The following is a 23,757-nucleotide window of genomic DNA, read 5'->3' on the forward strand; positions in this document are numbered from 1 at the left end:
CGGTATGCTGGAAGGCGCAATGATTCGTCTGCCGAAAGGGTGCGCGTGAGTTTCGAAGTGTGGCCGGAAGCCATCGAGTTGGGCCGTCTGTTCGCCGATGAGGGGTATGAGTTGGCGTTGGTCGGTGGTCCGGTGCGGGATATGCTGCTGCACCGTCATTCCCATGACCTCGATTTCTGCACGTCCGCGCGCCCGGAGCAGTTCGAGCCGATCCTGCGCCGTTGGGGGCGCGACGGCTTCTGGGATATGGGGCGGAAATTCGGCACGTTGGGGGCCATGCGCCGCCGTGCCGACGGCACCGAGGTCCAGGTCGAGGTGACGACGTACCGCTCGGATGTCTACGATCCCGACTCCCGTAAGCCGGAGGTCAGCTACGGCGACACGTTGGAGGGGGATCTGTCCCGGCGTGATTTCACCGTCAACGCGATGGCGCTGCGCGTGCCCGACCTGGAGTTCGTCGACCCGTTCGGGGGTGCGAACGATCTGGCCAAGGGCGTGCTGCGTACCCCGGTCGATCCGCGGCAGTCCTTCGACGACGACCCGCTGCGCATGATGCGCGCGGTGCGGTTCGTGGCGCAGCTGGGGTTCCGCATCGAGCCGGAAACCGCCGAGGCGATTACGGACATGGTCGACCGCATCGGCATCGTATCGGCCGAGCGGGTGCGTGATGAGCTGGTCAAGATGCTGCTGTCCGACCGGCCGCGTGCGGGCATCGAGGCGTTGGTCGAGTCCGGTCTGGCCGACATCGTGTTCCCGGAGATTCCCGCCCTGCAGCTGGAGATCGATGAGCACCACCGGCATAAGGACGTGTTCGAGCACACGATGATCGTCATCGACCGCGCCGTGGCGTTGGAAACCGGCCCGGATGGCCCCGTGCCCGCTCCGGATCTGACGTTGCGTCTGGCCGCGCTGATGCATGACATCGGCAAGCCGAAGACCCGCAGGTTCGAAGCCGGCGGCAAGGTGAGCTTCCACCACCATGACGCCGTGGGCGCCAAGATGACGCGCAAGCGGCTGAGGGCCCTGCATTTCGATCATCATGTGGTGGATGATGTGGCCGAGTTGGTGAATCTGCACCTGCGCTTCCACGGGTATGTGGACGAGCCGTGGACCGATTCGGCCGTACGCCGGTATGTCAAGGACGCCGGGCATCTCTACGAGCGTCTGAACCGGCTGACCCGCGCCGACGCCACCACGCAGAACCGCCGCAAGGCCATGGTGTTCGCTTCGGCCATGGATGAGATGGAACAGCGCGTGCGCAACCTCAAGGAGAAGGAAGACTTCGACGCGATCCGCCCGGACCTCGACGGCAACGAGATCATGGACCTGCTCGGTCTCGAACCCGGACCGATGGTCGGCCGCGCCTACAAGCACATGCTGGAATACCGGCTGGATAACGGGCCGGTGGACCATGACACGGCCGTGGAGGAGCTCAAGCGCTGGTACGCGGCGCTGTGATCAGTGTGCCAGGGCGGCCGGCAGGTCGGCCATCTGATCCGCCGGCTGGCAGCCTTCGATGTCCTCGATCGGCGAGCCCGGTGCCAGCACCTCGTCGGTGTCCTTCAGATTCTTGAACGTGGCGCCCAGCACCACGTCGATCAGCGCATCCTCACGGTCGTCCATCACCATGATGGCGTCGGTGAAGTTGTCGTTCAGCGTATACGCCTGGTTGATGGCGTTGCGCCCGAAGTAGATGGTCGTGCGCTCCACGGTGGTGACGAACCCCTCACCGGCGTTGTTGTTGTCGCGCAGGGTGTCATACCCCTGGACCGTAAACCCACGGTTCTCCAATCCCTTGGCCACCGCCTGCGCGAAACCGGAGAAACTGGTGCCGTTCAGCACGCGGATGGTAATCGAGGGGTTGTCCACCGTGGTGGCGGGGGTGCCGTCCTCACCCTTGGCGGAGCAGGGCGCGGTGACCCCGTAGTTCGGCGCCTGCACGGGGGTGCCGACGCGTCCCAGGCCGGAGACGTGGAAGTAGAACAGCATCGAGACCACCAGCGCCACGGCCATGACCGCGCCGACCGCCGAGAACACGACACGCTGGCGATGACGGATGTACTGTTTGCGGGCTTCCCGCTCGTCGTTGTACTGTTCCATATTCCCAAAATCCTTCATGAATGATTGCTACCACCATAGCGTCAGTGGCTGACGCTGATGCGGACTATGCGGTATGGACGTGCACCTTTGGGGTAGCCGGGGCGTCCGCGGCGATGATGCGGTCCACGGCCGCCGACTCGCGCCATGCGTTCGCAATCGCCTGCAGTCGCGCGGCGTCGGGCGCGAACGCCACCACCGAGGGGCCGGAACCGGAGACGAAGGCATGCGTGGCGCCGGCCTGCAACGCGGCGCGCACGGCCGCACCGCTGCGCGGATGCAACGAGATGGCGGCGCGCTGCAGATCGTTGTCATGGTCGGGGTCGCCGCCCAACTCGTCGAAGGCCGCGTAGACCTCGGGCGTGCGCAGCTCGGCCTGATAAGCGCCGACCACCAACGGTCCGGCGAACCCGCTGTCGCGCAGCTGGCGGATCCGATCCTCCTCAAGCGTCGTGATGCGTTCGCCGAATCCGGTGCCATGGGCGTACCCTCCGGACAGGCAGAACGGCATATCGGCCCCCAACCCGGCGGCCACCTCGCGCAGCCGCTCCAACGGCCAATCCAGGCCCCACAGCGTATTCAACGCCAACAGCGTGGCCGCGGCATCGGCGGATCCACCGCCCAGTCCGGCGCCGACGGGGATGCGCTTGTCGATGGTGAGCGCCACGTCCGGCTCGCGGCCGCTGGCCTCGGCCATGGCGAACAGGGCCAGAACCGCATGGTTGCGGCGCATATCGGTGCCGGAGGCGGCCAGATCCCCCAGGTGGGTGCCGGACAGATCCAGCGAGAACCCGGTGCCGGGCGCTTTGCGGGTGGCGGTGACCGTGTCGTAGATGCTCACCGCGCAGTAGATGGTGTCCAGGGCGTGACGATTCCCCCACTCCGCGCGGGCCTGCCCGACGCGCAACGTCAGATTGGTTTTCGCCGGACAATCCACGCTGACGGACACGGGAAAGGATGGACCGGTCATGATGCCTGAACCTCCTGAACGGCACGGGAAAGGGTGGCGAATTCGTCAATGGTCAGGGTTTCGCCGCGGCGGGTGGCATCGATGCCCGCCCGGGTGAAGGCCTCGGCGGGCACAATCCGCTTGAGCGCGGCGTGCAGCGTCTTGCGCCGCTGTCCGAACGCGGCGTCGATCAGCGAGAACGTCAGGGCGCGATCCGCGCCGGCGAACCGCGGCTCGGCATAACGGGAGAAGCGCACCAGCGCCGAATCCACGTTCGGTGCCGGCCAGAACACGTTGCGGCCGATCACGCCGGCCCGTTCGGCGGTGCCGTACCACGCCAGCTTGACGCTCGGTGTGCCGTAGATCTTGCTGCCGGGACCCGCCGCCAGCCGGTCAGCGACCTCCTTCTGCACCATGACCAGGAAGGAGTCCAGCCCGTCGAACCGTTCCAGCAGCGTGAGCACGATCGGCGTGGCCACGTTGTACGGCAGGTTGGCCACCAGCGTGAACCGGCCGTCCATCCGGGGCAGCATATCCGGCGTCAACGCCAGGGCGTCGCTGGTGATGACGGTGAGCCGGTCCGAGGCCTGCGGCATGAACTCGGCCACGGTCGTCGGCAGACGCCGGGCCAACGGCGGATCGATCTCCACGGCGGTGAGCGTGGCACCGGTCTCCAGAATGGCCAAGGTCAACGACCCCAATCCCGGGCCGACCTCAAGAACGGTATCGTCGGCGCCGACGCCCGCCTCGCGGACGATGCGCCGGACCGTACCCGGATCGATGACGAAGTTCTGTCCGAACTTCTTGGTGGGGCTGATGCCCTCCTCCTCGGCTATGCGCCGGATGTCGGCCGCACCCAGCAGGCGGCCGCCGTCCGTCATGGTCGCATGATCCGTCATGATTCCCCTGTCTTCTCGTTCCTCGTCGATGGGCCGGTGGGCGCCGGCCGTGCCGTCAGTATCGGTTGTCGGTGCCAATCGTCAGTACCAGTTGTGCTGTTGCCACCATGCCACCGCCTGCGTCGGGCTGCCGTAGCGCTGGGCGATGTAGCTCAGCCCCCAGTCGATCTGCACCGCGCCGTCGTCCTGCCAGCCGGGCCCCATCTTGGAACCGGGCAGGGCCTGCGGGATGCCGTAGGCGTCGGACCAGGGGTTATCCGCGTACCACAGCCAGCTGGATTCGTGGTTCCACAGCCAGACCAGCGCGTCCCACTCGGCACCGGTCCATCCGTATTGCGCGGCGGCGCCGGCGGCGTAGGTCTGGGCCTGGGCCACGGTCGGATGCCAGAGGCGGCCCTGCGACGATCCGCCGGAGTTCCCTCCGGAACTACCACCGGAGTTGCCGCCGGTGGTGCTGCCCGAACCGCCGCCGGCGTTGCCGGCAGGGGGCGTCTGCGTCTGTCCGCCGGAGGACGAGCCTGACCCGGTTCCGGTGTCATTGCCCGAGGACGATCCGCCCGTGGTGTCGGACGGCTGCTGCGTCGACGGTTCGTCGGTTTCCGGCTGGGCCTGCGTATTGCTGCCCGCGTTGGCCTGGCCATGGCTCGTGTCGTCCGGCGACTCCATCTCCTCCGGCCCGACGGCGATGATCTGGTCGATGGCGATGACGGTGGTCGTCTCGGAGATCAGGGTCTCGCTTTCCGGCACCCCATCCACATAGGTGACGTCGAAGACGCGTTGGATCTCCCCGTTCGAGCCTTCCTGCCGGATGACGGTCTGCCCCGGGGCGAGCGAGGGGTCGATGATGGTCTGCGTGGAGAACGGCACCGTTTCCGTACGGGTCTCCTCGCCGTGGGTGACGCGCCGGACCCGCAAGATGGTTTGCGAGCCGTCCTTCTCCACGCTGACCCGGTCCTCCTTGTTCAGGACGATGCCCTTGGAATCCAGGATCGACGCGGCCGGCAGCTTGCCGTCGGGGGCCTGCGAACTCTTGCCGTCGGCGATGACGGTCACCGGGCCGTCCTCGTTGATGACCAGACCGCCGGTGAGCTGGCTGTAGACATTGTCGATGTTCACGGTGATCCGGGCCGCTTCGTGCTCATTGGCCTCGAAGAATCCGAGCAGCTGGTCGGCGCTGGTGGCCACCGTCCAGAACGACACCTCCTGGCCGTCGATGGTGATGGTGGTCTGGTAGGCGCTGCGCACGGTGACCACGTCATGGTTGCGCAGGCGGCTTCCGGATGTGGTGGTGATCTGATCGTGGGTCTTGACGTCCACACCCTGATCCCTGAGCAGCCTGTCGACGGTCATGGCGTAGGTGGTGACCGTGGTGGTCTCGCCGTTGATGTCCAACGCGATCGATTTGCGTGAGGTCAGGGCGAAGGTGGCGGTGGAGGCGATCACCACGGCGGCTGCGCAGACGGCCACTCGGATACGGCGCATCGTCGTGAATCGTTTCGGCGTCCATCGTCTGGCCATGACGGCATTCCTCCCGTTGTCGGATCACTACCGCTGCATTGTATCGGTTCGTCGGTGTCGTCATCGTGCTGCGACACCATACCTGTCCATTCTCCCACAATTCGGTGTGTCGGTGGGGACTGCTCCGATGACGATTCTTCGCGGCGTGGTGCCGGTGCGTCGAAAAGGATAAAAGAAAAAGGGGGCGGGAGAGAAGGGGATGTTCCCGCCCCCTTATACCGGAGGGAGCTGGTTGGGGGACGCTCCGTCCGGTCCCAGAAGCCTATAGTTGGGGGGGGGGAAGGCCTCTGGATAACTTACTCAGGGGTAAGATTTCCACGCAGACTGTCGCCTGCCTGTATAAAGCATTATACGACGTTCAGCCTGTGCTTCGAGCCTCCTGTCGGGATCGAACCGACGACCTGCCGCTTACAAGGCGGCCGCTCTGGCCATCTGAGCTAAGGAGGCGTGTCCCCAGTAGGTAAACCGTGGGACGAATGAATAGCATAGCAGCACCTGTTGAAACGGCCAACACGCACGGGAAGCCTTCCCTCGACGTGTTGACCGTCATCGTGTGCTGCCGGGAGGTCACTGACCGGTCGACACGGAGATCGGCTCGCCGTCGGCGCCGATCGACGGCATGACGCCTGCCTTGCCGACATCGCCCTCGTCGAGGCCGAGCGAGGTGAGCAGACCGTCCTTCATCGTCACGTCGGCGAAGGACAGCTCGTTGATATCCCAGAAATGCCCGTTGATCGTCAGCGTCGGCGTGCTCATCGAGCCCTTGAGTGAACCGGAGGTGTTGAACAGCTCCTCGCGCTTGGGCGTGTAGGTGTCCACCGCGTCCAGCCATTCGGTGTACTTGTCGGTGGCCATCTTGTCGGCGACGTCCTCGGACACCCCGGCGGCGATGGCCTGTTCGCGGATCTGGTCGTCGCTGACCGGTACGTATGCGTCGCCCTCCTGCGGCTGGAAGTCGCTGGCGTACATGTTGGACACGAAGGTGAGCAGATGCCCCGGATCGTCGTCGTTGTCCACAATCGTCAGGGCGGCGTTGGCCGCACGGGTGGAGTAATCGTCGGTGGACAGGGAATCCATGAACGCCATGAAGTGCAGATCCAGGTTGATCTGGCCCGCGTCCATCATCGCGATCAGCGTGGGGTCGAGCTCGCGGTGCACGTTGCCGCAGCCCGGGCACAGGAAATCCATGTAGATCGACACGGTCGGCGCGTCCTCAACCGCGGTGCCGTACCCGTCCTTGGAGATCAGGATGCCGCCCTGGTCGTCGATGTGGGCCGGTTGGGTCTCCACCTGCTGCAGCTGGGTGTAGGCCTCGTCGATGGACATCTGGGCGACGGGATTGTTCGGATGCGTGGCGCGCCAGATCGCGACGCCGGCGATGATGCCGAGCACGGCGATGATGGCCACAACGATGCCGCCGATGATGGTCTGCTGCTTGCGCTCCTTGGCCGCCTTCAGCGCCGCGGCCCGTTCCGCCGCTTCCTGCGCGGCGCGGCGTTCGGCGCGCGACTGCCGTTTTTCGGTCTTTTTGGTGTTCTGGACCATCGGTTTCCTTTCCTGATTCCACTTCCGCCCATACTAATGGACGGGGTTCCGCTCACGGCTGGACGGATATGAAATTCACGTAAACAGCGGAAACCAGGAGATGGACGGTAGGAATACGGCCATCAGCACGGTCAGTACCGTCAACATTCCTCCGACGGCTATGGCAGCTGTTCGGCGGACATGAGGACGCGAATCCGCCGTCTCGTCCGCGGATTCGCCGGCATCGCGCCGAGACGCAACACCGCAGAGGGTGGCCGCGCCGATGCGGAGGGTATCTGGCGAGAACGCCAGGACATTGGCGAGCCAGCACAGGCCTGTGACCCCGGCCATGAGCAGGCCGGAACCGGACAGCGGCGCGTCCGTGGGCAGCAGGACGATGAACGGATGGCTGGTGGGGGTGAAGGTTGCAGTGAACGCCTCCGACGGGGCCCCGAGCATCCCGGACATCGCCAAGGCCACGCCGAGAACGACCGCGGTCATCGGCGCGATGCGTAGCGCGGCCAGCGCGCAACCCTTGGCCAGATGCCACGGTACGGCGGCGGCGCGGCGCAATCCGTCGCCGAACCGCCGCTTACCGTCGTGCCGGATCTCCCGGCGGAACTGCGATTCGGCATTCAATCCTGCGGCCAGCATCGCCCAGAACAGCGCGAAGGCCAGCGTCAGCGCGCCGAACGGATGTGAGGCGGCCAGTATCGCCACCGGCAGGGTCGCCAGAAGACAGGGGGTCAGACCCTGCTTGCGGCGGGATTCGCGTTGTACGTACGTCAGATAGGCACCCCCTAAGGGGGAGGCCTGTGGCGGTGTGGGCGGGCCGGACGGTTCGGACAGTGGCGATGGTGGCGGCAGTGGCGTCGATGCGGCCGTCCGTAGGACCGCGGTGGCGGTCGGCGGAGCCGGTGGGGACAGCGAAACCGACGGTGCGGCCATCGTGGTGGTGGACGGCATGGCCTGGAGGATGGCGGTGGCGGTCGGCGGCATCGGAGGTGCCGGAGGGGCCGACGGTGTCAACGTGGAGGTCACGATTCGCGTACGCTGCTGGTCCGGTTCGTCGTCAATCGGTTCGTCACCGGCCTGCTCGCCGGGGATCTCGTCGGTCTCGTCATCGGTCCATAAGGACCGCGGATTGTTCGGGTCCGCGGGCGAGTCCTCCCCGGCGTCCGGGGACGCGGGGTCAAAAGGGCGCACCACCTCCCACGCGGTGGGGTCCATGGCGTCGCGTTCGATGGCCTGCAGCAACGCTTCCGGCGCGCAGCGCTTGGACCGGTCGGGGTCGAGCGCCGAACGGAACGCCGCCGTTGTGCCGGCCGGCAATCCCGTCAGATTCGCGTTGCCGGCCGCCGCGCGCTCCAATACGGCCATCATCGGCTTGGAACCGAATACGGGCGCCCCGGTGGCGGCGAATGCCAGCACGGACGCCACCGACCACCAGTCGGTCATCTCGTCGGATTCGGCCCCGTCGATGATCTCCGGGGCGATGAACCCGGGCGTGCCCATCACCAGACCGGTACGGGTCACATGGCTTTCCCCCTCGCCCATCGCAATGCCGAAATCCACCAGAATCGGGCCGGTGGCGGAGACCATCACATTCGTCGGCTTGATGTCGCGGTGGATGATACCGGCGGCATGCACGGCCTTGACGGCGTCGATCAGCTTGCGCGTCAGCCGTTCCAGATCAGTGCCCACATACCGGCCGTTTGCGGCGACGTCGTCGCGCAGGTTCTTGCCCTCGATCAGTTCGGTGACGATGAACGCCAGCGAATCGTCCAACTCCATATCCACAATGCCGCATACCCCCGGGTGTTGCACGCGGCGCAACGCCATCGCCTCGCGGCGCAGGCGTTCCCGTGCGGTCAGCCGTTCCTTGGCTTCAGGGGAATCCGGCGGCACGTCGTCCTCGGACAGCGAATCGCGCAGGATCTTCATGGCGTATTCCTGCCCGCCGTCATCGCGCACCCGCCACACGGAACCCATCGCGCCGGCTCCCAGACGGGATATCAGCGTGTACCCCCCCACCAGCTGGCCGGATTCCAGATTCAGTTCGCTCATGCCGCCATCCTACCGCGACACGCTGTAACGACGCGATGCTGCAGGGGTCGGCAGAGGATGAACGGCTGCGAAAAGCGGGTCGGGCCATAGACGGAACGCATGGGGGGTCATGCAGATTATGCACTTGAATCGACAGGATATGGGTCGAACGGGTAAAAGCCGGTAAAGTTGGGAATGATGGATTTATCGGCATGAAGAGGTGCTGACGTTGCGAACCTCAATGGTGAAGCGAACGATCCAGACCTGACTGATGGTTGTGTGGCAGGGCAGTCCCACGCCGGAACGTCGCGCTACGGCATGTACCGAGGGCGCATTCACGTCGGTTGTTCCCAATGAGAACAAGGAGGAGGAAAGCTCATGCTGGGCATTAATATGGCGGACGTCATCAACGTCCTCATGTCCGTGCTGCCGCAGCTGATCGTCATCGGCGTCGTGCTGGTGCTGGCGATCATCGTGACCGTGGCCGTCAACAAGAAGACGGTTGCGGATACGGCGACACGCAAACTCATTCATTCCGAATCGTGGCTGGTGTTTCTGGTCGCGGCGGTCGTGGCCGTTTCGATGATGCTGTTCGGCCCGCTGGCCACGCTGCTGAACAACGCCACCGCCACCAAGTACGAACTGACTCAGGAAACCGTCGACGCGGCCGAGGATCTGGCGGTCGAGGTGCAGCGCGAAGGCATTACGCTGCTGCAGAACAACGACGGCAACCTGCCGTTGAAGAACACGAAGGTCAACGTGTTCGGCTGGGGGTCGACCAACCCGATCTACGGCGGTACCGGCTCGGGCTCGATGTCCGCCTCGTATCCGACTACCTCGCTGCTGGACGGTCTGAAGGAAGCCGGTCTGGAGACCAACGAGGACCTTTCTAAGCTGTACACCGACTATCGCGCCGATCGTCCGGTCGTCGGCATGTTCGAACAGGATTGGACGCTCCCGGAGCTTCCGGCGGCCGACTACCCGCAGGACGTTATCGACTCCGCCAAGGAGTTCTCCGATGAGGCCGTCATCGTGATCTCCCGGTCGGGTGGCGAGGGCGCCGATCTGCCCACCAATATGAAGGGCGAAGGCATCGTCTACAACGACAACTCCACCGAGTACGCCGACTATGAGGACGGCGAGCACTTCCTGCAGCTCTCGCAGACCGAGCAGGACATGATCGACCTGGTCACCTCGAACTTCGAGAACGTGACTTTCGTCTACAACGGCGCCAACGCTTTCCAGCTCGATTTCATCCGCGACTATCCGCAGATCAAGTCCGTGCTGTGGTGCCCGCCCGCCGGCCAGACCGGCTTCGTGGCGCTCGGCGAGATCCTAGCCGGCACCGTGAACCCGTCCGGCAAGACCTCGGACACCTTCCTGTATGACCTCAAGCAGGCCCCGACCTGGAACAACATCGGCGACTTCGACTACGACAACATGTCCGAGTTCGCCTCCGAGGCGTTCGGCGGCACCACCTCCCCGACGTTCGTGAACTATGTCGAGGGCATCTATGTGGGGTACAAGTTCTACGAGACCGCTGACGACGAGGGCCTGATCGACTACGACGCGACCGTGCAGTACCCGTTCGGCTACGGTCTGAGCTACACGACGTTCTCCCAGGAGCTGGGCGACGTGACCTATGCGGACGGCACGGTGAGCCTGGACGTGACGGTGACGAACACGGGCGACGTGGCCGGCAAGGACGTGGTCGAGGTCTACTACAACCCGCCGTACACCAATGGCGGCATCGAGAAGGCCTCGGCGAACCTGGTGGCGTTCGACAAGACCGGCGAGCTTGAGCCGGGGGAGTCGGAGACCGTCGCGATCGAGTTCGAGGACGACGACATGGCCTCCTATGATTACGAGGACGCCAAGGCGTGGGTGCTCGAGGAGGGCGACTACGTGGTGTCGATCAATTCCGACTCGCACACGGTGATCGATTCCGCGACGGTGAACGTGCCGGAGACGATCACGTTCGATTCCGAGGACAACACGCACGACGGCGACCAGGTCGTGGCCACCAACGCGTTCGATGACGCGAACGGCGGGCTCAACTACCTGAGCCGCGCGGACGGTTTCGCGAACTACGCGGAGGCGACCGCCGCCCCGGCCTCGATGTCCATGCCCGAGGAGTACAAGGCCACCTTCATCAACAACTCCAACTACGATCCGGCCGACTACAACAACCCGGACGACGAGATGCCGACCACCGACGCCAACAACGGCGTGCGTCTGGCGGACCTCGCAGGCAAGGAATATGACGACCCGATGTGGGACGAGCTGCTCGACCAGCTGACCTTCGAGGATATGGACAACCTGATCGCCAACGGCGGCTACGGCAACGCGGCCGTCGAGAAGATCGGCAAGATCCAGCTGACCGACGTGGATGGCCCGGCCTCGCTGAACAACAACTTCACCGGTGTCGGCTCCATCGGCCTGCCGTCCGGCGTGTCCTTCGCATGCTCCTGGAACGCCGACCTGGCCACCGAGTTCGGTGACATGATCGGCACCATGGCGCATGAGATGCACGTGACCGGTTGGTACGCCCCGGCCATGAACATCCATCGTTCCGCCTTCTCCGGCCGTAACTTCGAGTACTACTCGGAGGATGGCTACCTGTCCGGCGTCATGGCCTCCAGCGCCATCGCCGCCGCCAGCGAGAAGGGCGTGTACTCCTTCATGAAGCACTTCGCACTGAACGATCAGGAGACCAACCGCAACTCGATGCTGTGCACCTGGTCGAACGAGCAGGCGATTCGCGAGATCTACCTCAAGCCGTTCGAGATGTCCGTCAAGATCGGCGGCACCAATGCGGTGATGAGCTCCTTCAACTACATCGGCACGACCTATGCGGGCGCCCATCCGAGCCTGCAACAGACCGTGCTGCGTGACGAGTGGGGCTTCCGCGGCGCCGTGCTGACCGATTACTTCGGCGGCTACGGCTACCAGAACGCCGACCAGCTGATCCGCAACGGCAACGACTTCATGCTGGCCACCACCGACATCACGAACCACGTGACCGACGACTCGGCCACCTCCGTGATCGCGATGCGTAACGCGGCCCACAACATCCTGTACATGGCGGCGAACAGCTGGATGTACGCGGATGGTGAGCCGGAGATCGCCACTCCGATCTGGCAGACCATCACCTACGTGGTGTGGGGCGTGGCCGCGGTGCTGTTCGTCGGCCTTGAGATCCTGACGATCAAGCGCTTCGTCGACCGCAAGAAGGCCGCCAAGGCCTGATTGTGACGGATAAACATCCAGCGCCATAATCCGGGGCGGCACCTCACAGCGGGGTGCCGCCCTTGCTTATATCCATTCCTCTGTGCTCCATTCCTCTGTGCTCCATTCCGTCCCAATCGTGTCCGCCCATCCCCGGACAGGTTGCCTTCCGGACGCTGATCCATCGCGATCGAGTTTTTTCGTGACCGTGTTTCGTGACTCTGATCCATCGTGACTCTGATGCAACTGCGGAAAACGTTGGTATTCCGCCATTGTCGGTGAGTGGGTTGTGGGGTGAGTGGATCAGAGTCCGGAAGGGGTGATCGGGGCGGATGGTGGTTCGGGAACCGCCGCAGACGCATCCGGGGAACGCAGCTCGCGGATCTCCTCCCGCAATGCGGCCACGGTGTCGGTCAGCTCGCGGATGTCACGGCGCAGACGGTCGGTTTCCGACTGCGCCTCCTCCTCACGCTCCTCGGCCTCGGCGTTGACCTGATCCACGATCCATGAAGCCAGCATCGCCGTGATCATGCCGATCAGTGCGATGCCGGTGAACATCAGCCCCACGGCCGCCAGTTTGCCGTAGACCGTCACCGGCGTATGGTCGCCGTAGCCGACCGTCGTCGCCGTCACGAACGCCCACCACAGGGCGGTGGGGAAGTCGGTGATCGACGAGCCTTCGGCGCCGCGCTCCGCCGCGTACACGGCCAACGCGCTCACGTAGATCAGCATCGAGACCGATCCGATCGTGTATACGGTGAGCTTGCCGCGCACCGCCATGCCGCTGGTGCGCCCCAGCACGTGCAGTACCTTGACCAGCCTCAGCAGCCGCAGCGGGCGGAACATCGGCAGCACGATCGACAGCAGGCTGATCAGATTGTGCTTGAACCACTGCCATTTGTTCTCGGCCAGCCACAATGAGACCACGTAATCCACGATGAATACGATCCATATCGCATTCATCAGCCCTTCGCACAGCGTCGTATGCGTGCCGGCCAGCACCTGCCAGGAAAACGCCGCCAAGAACACGATGGCCAGGATCATCAGCGGCCAATCGGTCCATTTTTGCCACTGTTTCAGGTTCATATTCCGATGATAATGTGCCCCGTCGTTTGAGACAGACCGTGTCAAGCGGGGAACGGGAAGCTGCCTCCGACGATGTCTCAGCGGTATGGTGGCCCGGATGCAGCGGCCGCTATCATGGATGGCAGTCAGCGGATGCCGGGCCGTTCGCCCGGTCGGTCGAAAGCGAGGGGCAGGCATGATAACCATCGCGCTGGTCGATGACGACGATGCGGACGCCAGGGGCACCGCGTCGATGATCGACCGGTACTTCTACGGCGACGCCTCGCGGTACGCCGTGACCCGGTTCGCCGACGGCGATTCCCTGCTGCGCGACTACAAGGCCTCGTTCGACCTGATGTTCCTCGACGTGGAGATGCCCGGCACTGACGGCGTCACCGTCGCCCGCCGTCTGCGCGTCGTCGACGACCAGACCGTGCTGGTGTTCACCACCAAGATGGCGCAGTACGCGGTGGAGGGATACGACGTCGACGCGATCGGCTATCTGCTCAAGCCGCTGAACTACTACGCGTTCGCGATCAAGATGCGCAAGGCCGAGGACATCGTCGCCAGGCGACGGAGCGTCACCGTCCCGCTGACCGTGGGGTCGGAGACGGTGTTCGTGCCCTCCGTGGACATCCGCTACGTGGAGGTGCTCGACCACGCGCTGCTGTACCACACCGGCGAGGGGATCCGCAAGGTGTGGGCGAGCCTGAAGGACGCCGCGGAGACGCTGGAGCCGGTGGGGTTCGTGCCCGTGAGCCGGTACTGTCTGGTCAATCTGGAATGGGTGCGCGCGGTCCACGGCGACGACGTCGACGTCGACGGTGAGCGGGTGCGCGTCAGCCGGTCGCGCCGCAAGTCGCTGATGCAGGCGCTCGCGGCCTATCACGGAGGGTGATATGCAGCTGTTCGATGTGTTCTACACGTTCCCGGTCGAGCTGCTGCTCGCGGTGCTGCTGTTCTGCAGGCGTGTCCGGTGGCGTCCGCCGTACGCGAGGCTGCTCGTCCTGCCGGTCGTCGCGCTCGTGACGGGTTTCGCGTACGCGCCGCTGGTGCGTCCGTTCGACGGCTACGCCGAGATGTTCCCGTGGATCTTCCGTATGATCGCGTTCTTCGCCGTGTGCGCGGGGCTGTTCGTCGTGGCGCTGCGGTGGTGCGCCGTGATGCGGTGGATCGAGGCGCTGGTCACGGTGGCCGCGGGGTACGCGGTGCAGCACATCGCCTTCGACGTCTCGCGGCTGGTGCACATGGCGGTGTGGCCGGACGCCCGGACGACGATCGGACTGGATTACCTGCTGTTCGTCGCCGTGACGTACGCGCCGGTGTACGTGGCGGCGTACTGGCTGTTCGGACGGCGGATGACCATCGACGGCGAGAAGGCGCGCAACGGCCTCGCCTGGGTCATGATCGGCATCGGCGTGATCGCGCTGTTCATCGTGTTCAACCTGGCGTTCGTGCAGAACCGGGGCCTGGAGACCCGCGTGACCGGCTACGTCTACGACATCGTCTGCGTGCTGCTCGCCCTGTCCGTGATGATGCTGGTGTCGGCCAACGACCACCTGCGCGACGACCTGGTGCTCATCCGGGAGACGGACCGCCTGCGCGAACGGCATTACGAGCTGGCCAAGGAGAACATCGAGCTGATCAACATCAAATGCCACGACATCCGCAAGGCCGTGGCCTCGCTGTATGCGGACGGCGCCGGCCGTCCGAGCCCCGGCTCGATCCGCGAGGTGGAGGACAGCATCCGCATCTACGATTCGATCTTCCACACCGGTAACGAGTCGCTCGACGCCCTGCTCACCGAGAAGAGCCTGTACTGCTCGGGCAACGGCATCATGTTCACCTGCTCGGTGGACGGCCGGCGGCTCGGGTTCATCGAACGGTCCGACCTGTACGCGCTGTTCGGCAACATGCTCGACAACGCCGTCGAAAGCGTGCTGCATGTGACGGACCCGGACAAGCGCGTCATCGACTTGACCGTTTCGGTGAACGGCGGCCTGCTGCTGATTGATGAGCGCAACTTCTACGCGCCGGACCGGCAGCCGCGGTTCCGCGACGGCCTGCCGGTCACGACGAAGGACGACCCGCGCTACCACGGGTTTGGCGTGCGCTCGATCGACCGGCAGGTGCACCGGTACGGCGGCGAGATGACGATCTCCGCCGAACATGAGCTCTTCTCGATGTCGATCGTGATTCCGCTGCCCGACGGATCGGACGAGTCCGGCGCCGACGCGCCCTCCGGCAGCGTGGCCGCCTGACCGGGTGCGTTTCGCGAACCGGAACCCGCCGTTCGCGAAGTCCCCGCCGTGTCCGCTCCCCGCCGCGCATAGGGTTGCCGCTATCCACAACGTCTGTGGTCGCCGGCGACGGCGTCGGCGGGAGAGAAAAGGAACATGCATGATCGGCGTAAACATCGATGATGTCATTGCGGTGCTGAACAACCTCAAACCGCATCTGATCACCATCGCCGTGGTGCTGGTGCTGGCCATCGCCATCACCATCGGCGTCAACCGGAAGACGGTGAAGGACACCGCCGTCCGCAAGCTCATCCATTCCGAGTCGTGGCTCGTGTTCATGGTCGCGACGGTCGTGGCCGTGGCGATGATGCTGTTCGGCCCGCTGTCCAGCCTGCTGAACCTCGCCACCAACCGTCACGTCCTGCAGGAGTCGACGATCTCCGCCGCGAACGACCTCGCCGCGGAGGTGCAGCAGGAGGCCATCACCCTGCTGAAGAACGACGACGACAACCTGCCGCTCAAGGACACCAAGGTCAACGTGTTCGGCTGGGGCTCCACCAACCCCGTCTACGGCGGCACCGGCTCCGGTTCGATGTCCGACGCCTATCCGACCGTCTCGATCCTCGACGGCATGAGGAACGCCGGCCTGGAGACCAACGAGGACCTGTCCAAGCTGTACACCGACTACCGCACCGACCGTCCGGTCGTCGCGATCAACGACCAGGACTGGACGCTGCCCGAGGTGCCGGCCGACCAGTACTCCGACGACCTGCTCTCCGAGGCCAAGGACTTCTCCGACCAGGCCGTCATCGTGATTACCCGCGTCGGCGGCGAGGGCTCCGACCTGCCGACCGACATGAAGGGCGAGAACATCGTCTACGACGAGAACTCCTCGGACTACCAGGACTTCGAGGCGGGTGAGCACTTCCTGCAGCTGAGCCAGACCGAGCGCAACATGATCGACATGGTCACCTCGAACTTCGACGACGTGACGCTGGTCTACAACGGCGCGAACGCTTTCCAGTTCGACTTCCTCGACGACTACCCGCAGATCGCGTCGGTGCTGTGGTGCCCGCCGGCCGGCCAGACCGGCTTCAACGCCCTGGGCGACGTGCTCGCCGGCAACACCAACCCGTCCGGCCGCACCTCCGACACCTTCGTCACCGACCTGACCCAGACCCCGACCTGGAACAACTTCGGCAACTTCCGCTACGACAACGTCGACGAGTTCACGGTCTCCAACTACGGCTACCCGTCCACCCCGACGTTCGTGAACTACGTGGAGGGCATCTACGTCGGCTACAAGTTCTACGAGACCGCCGCGGACGAGGGCCTGATCGACTACGACGCGATGGTCGAGTTCCCGTTCGGCTACGGCCTGAGCTACACCACGTTCGACCAGCAGATGGGCGATGTGACCTACCAGGACGGCACGGTGTCGTTCGACGTGACGGTGACGAACACGGGCGACGTGGCCGGCAAGGACGTGGTCGAGGTCTACTACAACCCGCCGTACGTCAACGGCGGCATCGAGAAGGCGTCCGCCAACCTGGTGGCGTTCGACAAGACGGAGGAGCTGCAGCCCGGCGATTCCGAGACGGTGTCCATCTCCTTCGATGACGACGACATGGCCTCCTACGACTACGAGAACGCGAAGGCGTGGGTGCTCGAGGCCGGCGACTACCGGATCTCGATCAATTCCGACTCGCACAACGAGATCGCGTCCGCCACGGTGAACGTGCCGGAGACCATCACCTACGATTCCGACGATAACACCCATAACGGCGACGCCGTCGTGGCGACGAACCAGTTCGACAACGCCGCCGGCGACGTCGAGTACCTGTCCCGCGCCGACCACTTCGCCAACTACGACGAGGCGACCGCGGCCCCGGCCTCGATGTCGATGAGCGACGAGATCAAGGCCGAGTTCCTGAACAACGGCAACTACGACCCCGCCGACTTCGACGACCCGAACGACGAGATGCCGACCACCGGCGCCGACAACGGCGTCAGCCTCTATCAGCTGCGCGGCAAGGACTACGACGACCCGATGTGGGACCAGCTGCTCGACCAGCTGTCCGTCGACGACATGGACAACCTGAGCGCGAACGCCGGCTTCGGCACCCAGGCGATCGACTCGGTCGGCAAGATCGCGCTGACCGACCTCGACGGCCCGGCCTCGCTGAACAACACGTTCACCGGCGTCGGCTCCATCGGCTTCCCGTGCTCGACCGCGTTCGCCTGCACTTGGAACGTCGACCTCGCCTCCGCGTTCGGCGACATGATCGGCCGGATGGCCCACGACATGGACGCCTCCGGCTGGTACGCGCCGGCCATGAACATCCACCGCTCCGCGTTCGGCGGCCGTGACTTCGAGTACTTCTCGGAGGACCCGCTGTTCTCCGGCGCGATGGCCTCGTCCGAGATCGCCGCGGCCCGCGAGCAGGGCGTGTACGCCTTCATGAAGCACTTCGTGCTCAACGACCAGGAGACGAACCGCAACAACATGGTCTGCACCTGGTCGAACGAGCAGGCGATCCGCGAGATCTACATGAAACCGTTCGAGATGAGCGTCAAGGACGGCGACACCGGCGCGGTGATGAGCTCGTTCAACTACATCGGACCGGTCTACGCCGGCGCCAGCAGCAACCTGCTCAACAACGTCCTGCGCGACGAGTGGGGCTTCCGTGGCATGGTGCTGACCGACTGGTACGGCGACTTCGGCTATCAGAACGGCGACCAGCTCGTCCGTGCCGGCAACGACGCGATGCTGGCTACGTTCGAAAGCTCGAACCACGTGACGGTCCGTTCCGCCTCCGGCGTCCAGGCGCTGCGCACCGCGGCCCACAACATCCTCTACACGGCGGTCAATAGCTGGAAGTACGCCGACGGCGAGCCGAAGGCCCAGACCCCGGTCTGGCAGGTGGCCACCTACGTGGGCATCGCCGTCGTGGCCGTCATCTTCCTCGGTCTTGAGACGCTGACCATCAAGCGTTTCCTCGACCGCAGGAAGGCCGTCAAGTAATAACACCTGGTTTGGGGACGCTGCTTATGCGTCAACGAACCACAACAGACCGGACTTTTCTCCTCTTTGTTCGGTCCACTGCCCAAGAATAGATGTGCGGCGCATGGTTATCCGTGCGTCGCACATCGCTATTTCCGGCGCACGCAGACGTTCGACGGTGGGCTGTATGACTAGTGCATTCTTCGGTGAAAAGTCGTCGGCTGTATAGATGGGCAGCTCAATGACGGTGTCGTCGACGTGAGCGTTGCCGTCGCATGTCGCTATGCAAGATATAGTTGACATGTCAATGATTGATATGTCAAAGGATTGGCTTATGTCATCTGCACCGACTGGTGGACCGAGATCGACTGATGAACCGAGCCCGGCGATCGGACGGTCGTTGACGGGCTTCTCCAACGGTCTTGCCCGCGCCTTCCAGACTGGCCGCACCCGGCTGCGTCGCCGCGGCGCCGAACTGGGGCTCGGTCCCGGCCAGCCCAAGCTGCTGGTGTATCTGGCGGTCCACGGTCCGACCGGCCAGCGTGAGCTCGCCGACTACTTCGAAACCGACCCGGCCGCCATCTCCCGCATGACCGACGCGTTGGTACGTGACGGTTTCGTGACATCGGCGCCCGGCCGCGATCGCCGCACCCGCGTGCTCGCCATCACAGGGCGTGGCCGTGCGGCCGCCATGGCATGGGACCGGGCCTGCATGGAGGAAGAACAGATCATGCTTGCCGGCTTCACTTCCGAAGAACGCGCATTGTTCGCCGATTATTTGACTCGCGTCCGCACCAACATGCGTGTCGCCGAGGAAACGGAGGCGGCGCGATGAGTGGTGTCCGTCTGATCGCCCGGTACCTTGGAGCCAACCGCCGCGACTTCCTGCTCGCGCTGCTGTGCGTGGCGGCGGAGACCTCGCTCGAACTCGCCATCTCGATGCTGATGGCGTGCCGTCTGGCCTGCGCCGACGAATTCCTCGACCGCATCGGCGGACTCGACGGCGTGCTCGGCCAAGGCGGTGCCGGCGTCGATGGCTACGTCGAGGAGATGATCCTCGGACAGAAGGTCGTCAAGGTGTTCAACCATGAGGCCGCGAACCTCTCGCGATTCCGCACACTCAACGGGTGGCTGCGCGAGGCCGGCGTGGCCGCGCAGACCTACGCCTCCACGATGGTGCCGGTCACCGTGTGCGTCAGCTACGCGAACTATGCGATCGTGACGATCGTTGGCGCGGTGCTCGCCATCAACGGCTATGCGGACGTCGGCTCGCTCGGCATCGTGCTGCAGGACACGCACCTGTTCCGCGGCACCATCGCCGACAACATCCGGTTCGGTAGGCTCGACGCCACCGACGAACAGGTGCGCGCCGCCGTCGCCGACCCGCCGGTGCTGATCCTCGACGAGGCCACCTCGTCCATCGACACCCGCACCGAGGCGCTGATCCAACAAGGCATGGACGCGCTGATGAGAGGCCGCACGGTGTTCGTCATCGCGCATCGGCTCTCCACCGTGCGCAATGCCGATGCGATCATCGTGCTTGAGCGCGGGCGCATCGTCGAACGCGGCACGCACGAGGAGTTGCTGGCACGACGGGGCGAATACTGGCAGCTATGGACCGGAGTCCGCGAGCTGGACTGACTCCGGTATTCGGCTGGTGTTTTTGTGACTCTGCGATAACGCGACCGTGCGATAAGTCATCGGAACGGCGGGAAACCAATGATTTCCTGTGAAATCGCACAATCATGATGTCGCGTAGTCACAAGGCGGCAGGACACGGGACGGGATGCCAGACCGATTGTGCGAGCAAAACGACAGGTTGTGTACGGGTGCCTACAGCCTGCGCCGAAACCTGATTGAATCAAAGTGGAAGGCGAACTGCTGCCGTGCGATGCAGCATGGCTGCGGTCCGTTCGAGAAAACAGTGCAAGGGAGAACCATGGAACTCGAAGAACTTTCGGTGTTGGAGAAAGCGGCGATGCTCTCGGGCGCGTCCGAATGGGATTCTCGCGGCAACGAACGGGCTGGCATCCCCAGCTTCGTGATGAGCGACGGCCCGCACGGCGTGCGCCGTCAGCTTGGCGCGGGCGACCATCTGGGCCTCGGCCAGTCCAAACCCGCCACCTGTTTCCCGACCGCCGGCACGGTGGCGAACTCGTGGGATCCGGCGCTCGCCGAGGAGATGGGCGAGGCGCTGGGCAAGGAGGCGCACGACCTGGACGTCAACGTGCTGCTCGGCCCCGGTCTGAACATCAAACGCAACCCGCTGTGCGGGCGTAACTTTGAATACTATTCGGAGGATCCGCAGGTCGCCGGCCACATGGCCGCCGGCCTCGTCAAGGGCATCCAGAGCAACGGCATCTCGGCCTGCCCGAAGCACTTCGCGGTCAACAGCCAGGAGCTGCGCCGCCAGGCCTCGAACAGCGTCATCGACGAGCGCACGATGCGCGAGATCTACCTGACCGCGTTCGAGATCACCGTCCGCGAGGCCCATCCGTGGACCATCATGACCTCCTACAACGAGATCAACGGCGTCTACGCCCATGAGAACAAGCATCTGCTGCAGGAGATCCTGCGCGACGAATGGGGCTTCGACGGCATGGTCGTCTCCGACTGGGGCGGTTCCAACTCCGCCGTCGACGCCGTCAAGGCCGGTGGCAGCCTGGAGATGCCGTCGCCGGGATTCACCTCCGTACGCGAACTCGTCGGCGCTGTCCAGGCCGGCACGCTGTCCGAGGCCGACCTCAATGCCCGTGCGGCCGAGGTCGCCAAGGTCGCCAAGCTGACCAAGACCGAAGGCGTCGGCCGTGACGACCTGCTCACGGACGACATCGCCGCCGCCCATCACGCCGTGGCCCGCCACGTGTCCGAGAACTCCAGCGTACTGATGAAGAACGGCAACGGCATCCTGCCGTTGCAGCCCGGCGTGAAGGTGGCCGTCGTCGGAGACATGGCCAAAGTCGCGCGCTTCCAAGGCTCCGGCTCCTCCAAGGTGAACGCCACCCGCGAGGAGAACCTGCTTGACGAACTCACCCGGGCCGAAGACGTGACCGTGGCCGGCTACGCGCAGGGTTACGACCGTCAGGGCGTCGAGAACCGGAGGCTGATCGACGAGGCCGTGGCGCTCGCCGGCAAGTCCGACATGGTGGTGGCCGTCGTCGGTCTGGACGAGCGCAGCGAATCCGAGGGCCTCGACCGCTCCACGATGGCGATCCCGCAGGTCCAGAACGACATGGTCGACGCGCTGGTGGCCACCGGCAAGCCCGTGGTGATCGTGCTCGTCGCCGGTTCCCCGGTGGAGCTGCCGTGGTACGACGACGTGGCCGCCATCCTGTACATCGGCCTGTCCGGCCAGGCCGGCGCCTCCGCCACCGCGAACGCGCTGACCGGCAAGGTGAACCCCTCCGGCCACCTGGCGGAGACCTGGCCGATCCAGTACGCCGACGCGCCGAACTCCGGCTGGTATCCGGCCATCGGCCGCGACGCCATCTACCGCGAAGGCCCGTTCGTCGGCTACCGCTACTACACCACCGCCGGCGTGCCGGTCCGCTTCCCGTTCGGCTACGGCCTGAGCTACTCGTCGTTCTCCTACGCCGATCTGAAGGTGGACGACAACGGCGTGGAGTTCACCGTGACCAACGATTCCGACGTCCCCGGCGCCACGGTGGCCCAGCTGTACGTGCGCGGCCCGCAGGGCGGCGTGCTGCGGCCGGACCGCGAGCTCAAGGGCTTCGCCAAGGTGCAGCTGGATGCCCACGAGTCCAAGACCGTCCGCATCGACTTCGACCGCTACACGTTCCGTCACTTCGACACCGAGTCCAACGCCTGGCATGTGGAGTCCGGCGAATGGACGCTGATGGTCGGCGCGAACGTGGAGGACATCCTGCTGACCGCCACACATGAAGTCAAGGGCGATGTGGACCCGAAGCCGGCCGACCCGGCGCTCGGCTCCTACCTGACCGGCAAGGTCAAGGAGGTCACCGACGGCGAGATGACGGCGCTGTTCGGCCACTGGGTGACGGCCCCCGGCAAGCCGGTGACCTTCGGCGCCAACGACCCGATCTCCTCTTGGGTGGATTCGAAGGGCTTCCTGGCACGCACCATCGCCAAGACGCTCACCAAGCGTGAGGCGAAGGTGCGCGAGAAGACCGGACAGCCGGATCTGAACACGCTGTTCATCCTCAACATGCCGCCGCGCGCCATGAGCAAGATGACGCAGGGCATGATCGACTCCGCGATGGTTCAGGCCATCGTCAAGATCGCGAACCGCCACACCTTCCGCGGCATCGGATCGTTCATCGCGGGATTCCTCCGCAACCAGTCCGCCAACAAGCGCACAGAAAAGGAGCTCAACAATGAGTGAGGCAGAGAAGAAGGCGTATTCCAACCCGTTCATGGCGTGGTGGATGCCGAAGTGGGAGAAGTTCGAGGCGGGACATCCCAAGCTTGCAAAGTGGGCGTACCAGATCTTCTACTTCTTCGTATTCAGCATGGGCGTGACGATTGTGCAGTACCTGATCTTCACGTTCCTGCCGCCGATCCTCGGCATTGGTCTGGCCGGCACCGAGTTCATGTGGCCGCAGGTGGATATGAGCCTGTTCGGCGTGGACTTCACCTGGAGCCTGCTGGGCTACAACGTGGTCTATGATTCCGCCGGCGCGGTGGCCATCGGCGGCGGTCTGGGCTACTTCATCAGCTACGAGGTCGGCTCGTTCATCGCGCAGTGCATCAACTTCCCACTGCAGCGCAACATCACCTTCAAGAGCCACGGCAACCCCGTGTACCAGGCGATGTGGTACTTCATCGCGTGGGTGTTGATCTCGCTGATCTGCAACGGTTTCAACAATCTGTGGATGCCGATCGCCCAGGCCTATGTGCCGCTGGCTGTCTATAACATCCTCGTGACCTTCATCACGGGCGGTGTTTCGATGGTCATCTTCTTCTTCGTCTTCAAGATCATCTTCCCGGAGGGGGAGGCCAAGAAGGACGAGGCCAAGTGATTCGCGCCCGGAGCTGATACCCGGGCTCGATAGAGGGGAACGCGGGGTCCCGTCGGAGTCAATCCGGCGGGACCCCGTCCGTATGTCACACGCGCACGGTATCCGTGTGCCGGATGGACCGTTGGCTGGCCGTTTGGTGGTCCTTTCGTCGCATGGGCCTCGTGCTTATGTGCCAAACGGACCGGCG

The 23,757-nt window shown here is 64.6% G+C and carries 16 protein-coding genes and 1 tRNA gene; 9 read left to right on the plus strand and 8 right to left on the minus strand.

Features of this window, described 5'->3' with window-relative positions; genetic code table 11:
- The first annotated feature begins 45 nt into the window (after positions 1-45).
- The gene (locus B4C31_RS06230) at positions 46-1,458 is read left to right on the plus strand and encodes a CCA tRNA nucleotidyltransferase (protein WP_291531771.1); all 1,413 of its coding nucleotides are present in this window, start codon (positions 46-48) and stop codon (positions 1,456-1,458) included.
- On the opposite strand, the gene B4C31_RS06235 is transcribed toward B4C31_RS06230, so the two are convergent.
- From B4C31_RS06235 to B4C31_RS06265, 7 genes are all read right to left on the minus strand, one after another.
- On the minus strand, positions 1,459-2,100 hold the full coding sequence (locus B4C31_RS06235) for a LytR C-terminal domain-containing protein (protein WP_291531772.1): 642 nt from the start codon (positions 2,098-2,100) through the stop codon (positions 1,459-1,461).
- 64 nt (positions 2,101-2,164) lie between these two features.
- A complete protein-coding gene (locus B4C31_RS06240) occupies positions 2,165-3,067 on the minus strand; it encodes a 4-(cytidine 5'-diphospho)-2-C-methyl-D-erythritol kinase (protein WP_291531773.1) in 903 nt (300 codons plus the stop codon).
- Positions 3,064-3,945, minus strand: coding sequence for a 16S rRNA (adenine(1518)-N(6)/adenine(1519)-N(6))-dimethyltransferase RsmA (gene rsmA / locus B4C31_RS06245; protein ID WP_043169584.1), 882 nt, complete (start codon positions 3,943-3,945; stop codon positions 3,064-3,066). Before rsmA ends, B4C31_RS06240 begins: the two co-directional genes overlap by 4 nt.
- An 81-nt stretch (positions 3,946-4,026) precedes the next feature.
- Positions 4,027-5,463: a G5 domain-containing protein gene (locus tag B4C31_RS06250; RefSeq protein WP_291531774.1), complete on the minus strand. Its 1,437-nt coding sequence runs from the start codon at positions 5,461-5,463 to the stop codon at positions 4,027-4,029.
- Between the two features lie 373 nt (positions 5,464-5,836).
- Positions 5,837-5,910: transfer RNA gene (locus tag B4C31_RS06255), tRNA-Thr, on the minus strand.
- Positions 5,911-6,030: 120 nt separating this feature from the next.
- On the minus strand, positions 6,031-7,008 hold the full coding sequence (locus B4C31_RS06260; RefSeq protein ID WP_291531775.1) for a DsbA family protein: 978 nt from the start codon (positions 7,006-7,008) through the stop codon (positions 6,031-6,033).
- 75 nt (positions 7,009-7,083) lie between these two features.
- Entirely contained in the window at positions 7,084-9,054 is a 1,971-nt protein-coding gene (locus B4C31_RS06265) for a serine/threonine-protein kinase (RefSeq protein WP_291531776.1), read from the minus strand.
- 357 nt (positions 9,055-9,411) lie between these two features.
- Between B4C31_RS06265 and B4C31_RS06270 the strand changes: the two genes are divergently transcribed.
- Positions 9,412-12,282 (plus strand): glycoside hydrolase family 3 N-terminal domain-containing protein, encoded by a 2,871-nt coding sequence (locus B4C31_RS06270; protein ID WP_291531777.1) that lies wholly within the window; start codon positions 9,412-9,414, stop codon positions 12,280-12,282.
- A 282-nt stretch (positions 12,283-12,564) separates the two neighbouring features.
- On the opposite strand, the gene B4C31_RS06275 is transcribed toward B4C31_RS06270, so the two are convergent.
- On the minus strand, positions 12,565-13,347 hold the full coding sequence (locus B4C31_RS06275; protein ID WP_291531778.1) for a potassium channel family protein: 783 nt from the start codon (positions 13,345-13,347) through the stop codon (positions 12,565-12,567).
- A 175-nt stretch (positions 13,348-13,522) separates the two neighbouring features.
- Between B4C31_RS06275 and B4C31_RS06280 the strand changes: the two genes are divergently transcribed.
- From B4C31_RS06280 to B4C31_RS06315, 7 genes are all read left to right on the plus strand, one after another.
- Positions 13,523-14,224: a LytR/AlgR family response regulator transcription factor gene (locus B4C31_RS06280; RefSeq protein WP_291531779.1), complete on the plus strand. Its 702-nt coding sequence runs from the start codon at positions 13,523-13,525 to the stop codon at positions 14,222-14,224.
- 1 nt (position 14,225) lies between these two features.
- Complete coding sequence (locus B4C31_RS06285; protein ID WP_291531780.1) at positions 14,226-15,587, plus strand: ATP-binding protein; 1,362 nt, start codon at positions 14,226-14,228, stop codon at positions 15,585-15,587.
- Between the two features lie 139 nt (positions 15,588-15,726).
- Positions 15,727-18,591 (plus strand): glycoside hydrolase family 3 N-terminal domain-containing protein, encoded by a 2,865-nt coding sequence (locus tag B4C31_RS06290; RefSeq protein WP_291531781.1) that lies wholly within the window; start codon positions 15,727-15,729, stop codon positions 18,589-18,591.
- 313 nt (positions 18,592-18,904) lie between these two features.
- Entirely contained in the window at positions 18,905-19,405 is a 501-nt protein-coding gene (locus B4C31_RS06295; RefSeq protein WP_291531782.1) for a MarR family winged helix-turn-helix transcriptional regulator, read from the plus strand.
- 110 nt (positions 19,406-19,515) lie between these two features.
- Positions 19,516-20,211 carry an ABC transporter transmembrane domain-containing protein gene (locus tag B4C31_RS08845; RefSeq protein WP_414631853.1) on the plus strand — a complete coding sequence of 232 codons (696 nt, stop codon included), beginning with the start codon at positions 19,516-19,518 and terminating at the stop codon, positions 20,209-20,211.
- Positions 20,212-20,509: 298 nt separating this feature from the next.
- Entirely contained in the window at positions 20,510-22,933 is a 2,424-nt protein-coding gene (locus tag B4C31_RS06310) for a glycoside hydrolase family 3 C-terminal domain-containing protein (protein WP_291531783.1), read from the plus strand.
- Positions 22,926-23,570, plus strand: coding sequence for a hypothetical protein (locus tag B4C31_RS06315; RefSeq protein ID WP_291531784.1), 645 nt, complete (start codon positions 22,926-22,928; stop codon positions 23,568-23,570). The genes B4C31_RS06310 and B4C31_RS06315 overlap by 8 nt, the downstream gene beginning before the upstream one ends.
- Positions 23,571-23,757 lie beyond the last annotated feature (187 nt).

This window comes from Bifidobacterium sp. UBA4282, from assembly GCF_002394995.1.
GTDB lineage: Bacteria > Actinomycetota > Actinomycetes > Actinomycetales > Bifidobacteriaceae > Bifidobacterium > Bifidobacterium pullorum_B.

Coding starts and splice junctions, on each gene's coding strand:
- B4C31_RS06235 (WP_291531772.1), bottom strand. CDS start 2,100: ATGGAACAGTACAACGACGAGCGGGAAGCCCGCAAACAGTACATCCGT.
- B4C31_RS06240 (WP_291531773.1), bottom strand. CDS start 3,067: ATGACCGGTCCATCCTTTCCCGTGTCCGTCAGCGTGGATTGTCCGGCG.
- B4C31_RS06265 (WP_291531776.1), bottom strand. CDS start 9,054: ATGAGCGAACTGAATCTGGAATCCGGCCAGCTGGTGGGGGGGTACACG.
- B4C31_RS06275 (WP_291531778.1), bottom strand. CDS start 13,347: ATGAACCTGAAACAGTGGCAAAAATGGACCGATTGGCCGCTGATGATC.
- B4C31_RS06280 (WP_291531779.1), top strand. CDS start 13,523: ATGATAACCATCGCGCTGGTCGATGACGACGATGCGGACGCCAGGGGC.
- B4C31_RS06310 (WP_291531783.1), top strand. CDS start 20,510: ATGGAACTCGAAGAACTTTCGGTGTTGGAGAAAGCGGCGATGCTCTCG.
- B4C31_RS06260 (WP_291531775.1), bottom strand. CDS start 7,008: ATGGTCCAGAACACCAAAAAGACCGAAAAACGGCAGTCGCGCGCCGAA.
- B4C31_RS08845 (WP_414631853.1), top strand. CDS start 19,516: ATGGCGTGCCGTCTGGCCTGCGCCGACGAATTCCTCGACCGCATCGGC.
- B4C31_RS06270 (WP_291531777.1), top strand. CDS start 9,412: ATGCTGGGCATTAATATGGCGGACGTCATCAACGTCCTCATGTCCGTG.
- B4C31_RS06285 (WP_291531780.1), top strand. CDS start 14,226: ATGCAGCTGTTCGATGTGTTCTACACGTTCCCGGTCGAGCTGCTGCTC.
- B4C31_RS06290 (WP_291531781.1), top strand. CDS start 15,727: ATGATCGGCGTAAACATCGATGATGTCATTGCGGTGCTGAACAACCTC.
- B4C31_RS06315 (WP_291531784.1), top strand. CDS start 22,926: ATGAGTGAGGCAGAGAAGAAGGCGTATTCCAACCCGTTCATGGCGTGG.
- B4C31_RS06295 (WP_291531782.1), top strand. CDS start 18,905: ATGTCATCTGCACCGACTGGTGGACCGAGATCGACTGATGAACCGAGC.
- rsmA (WP_043169584.1), bottom strand. CDS start 3,945: ATGACGGATCATGCGACCATGACGGACGGCGGCCGCCTGCTGGGTGCG.
- B4C31_RS06250 (WP_291531774.1), bottom strand. CDS start 5,463: ATGGCCAGACGATGGACGCCGAAACGATTCACGACGATGCGCCGTATC.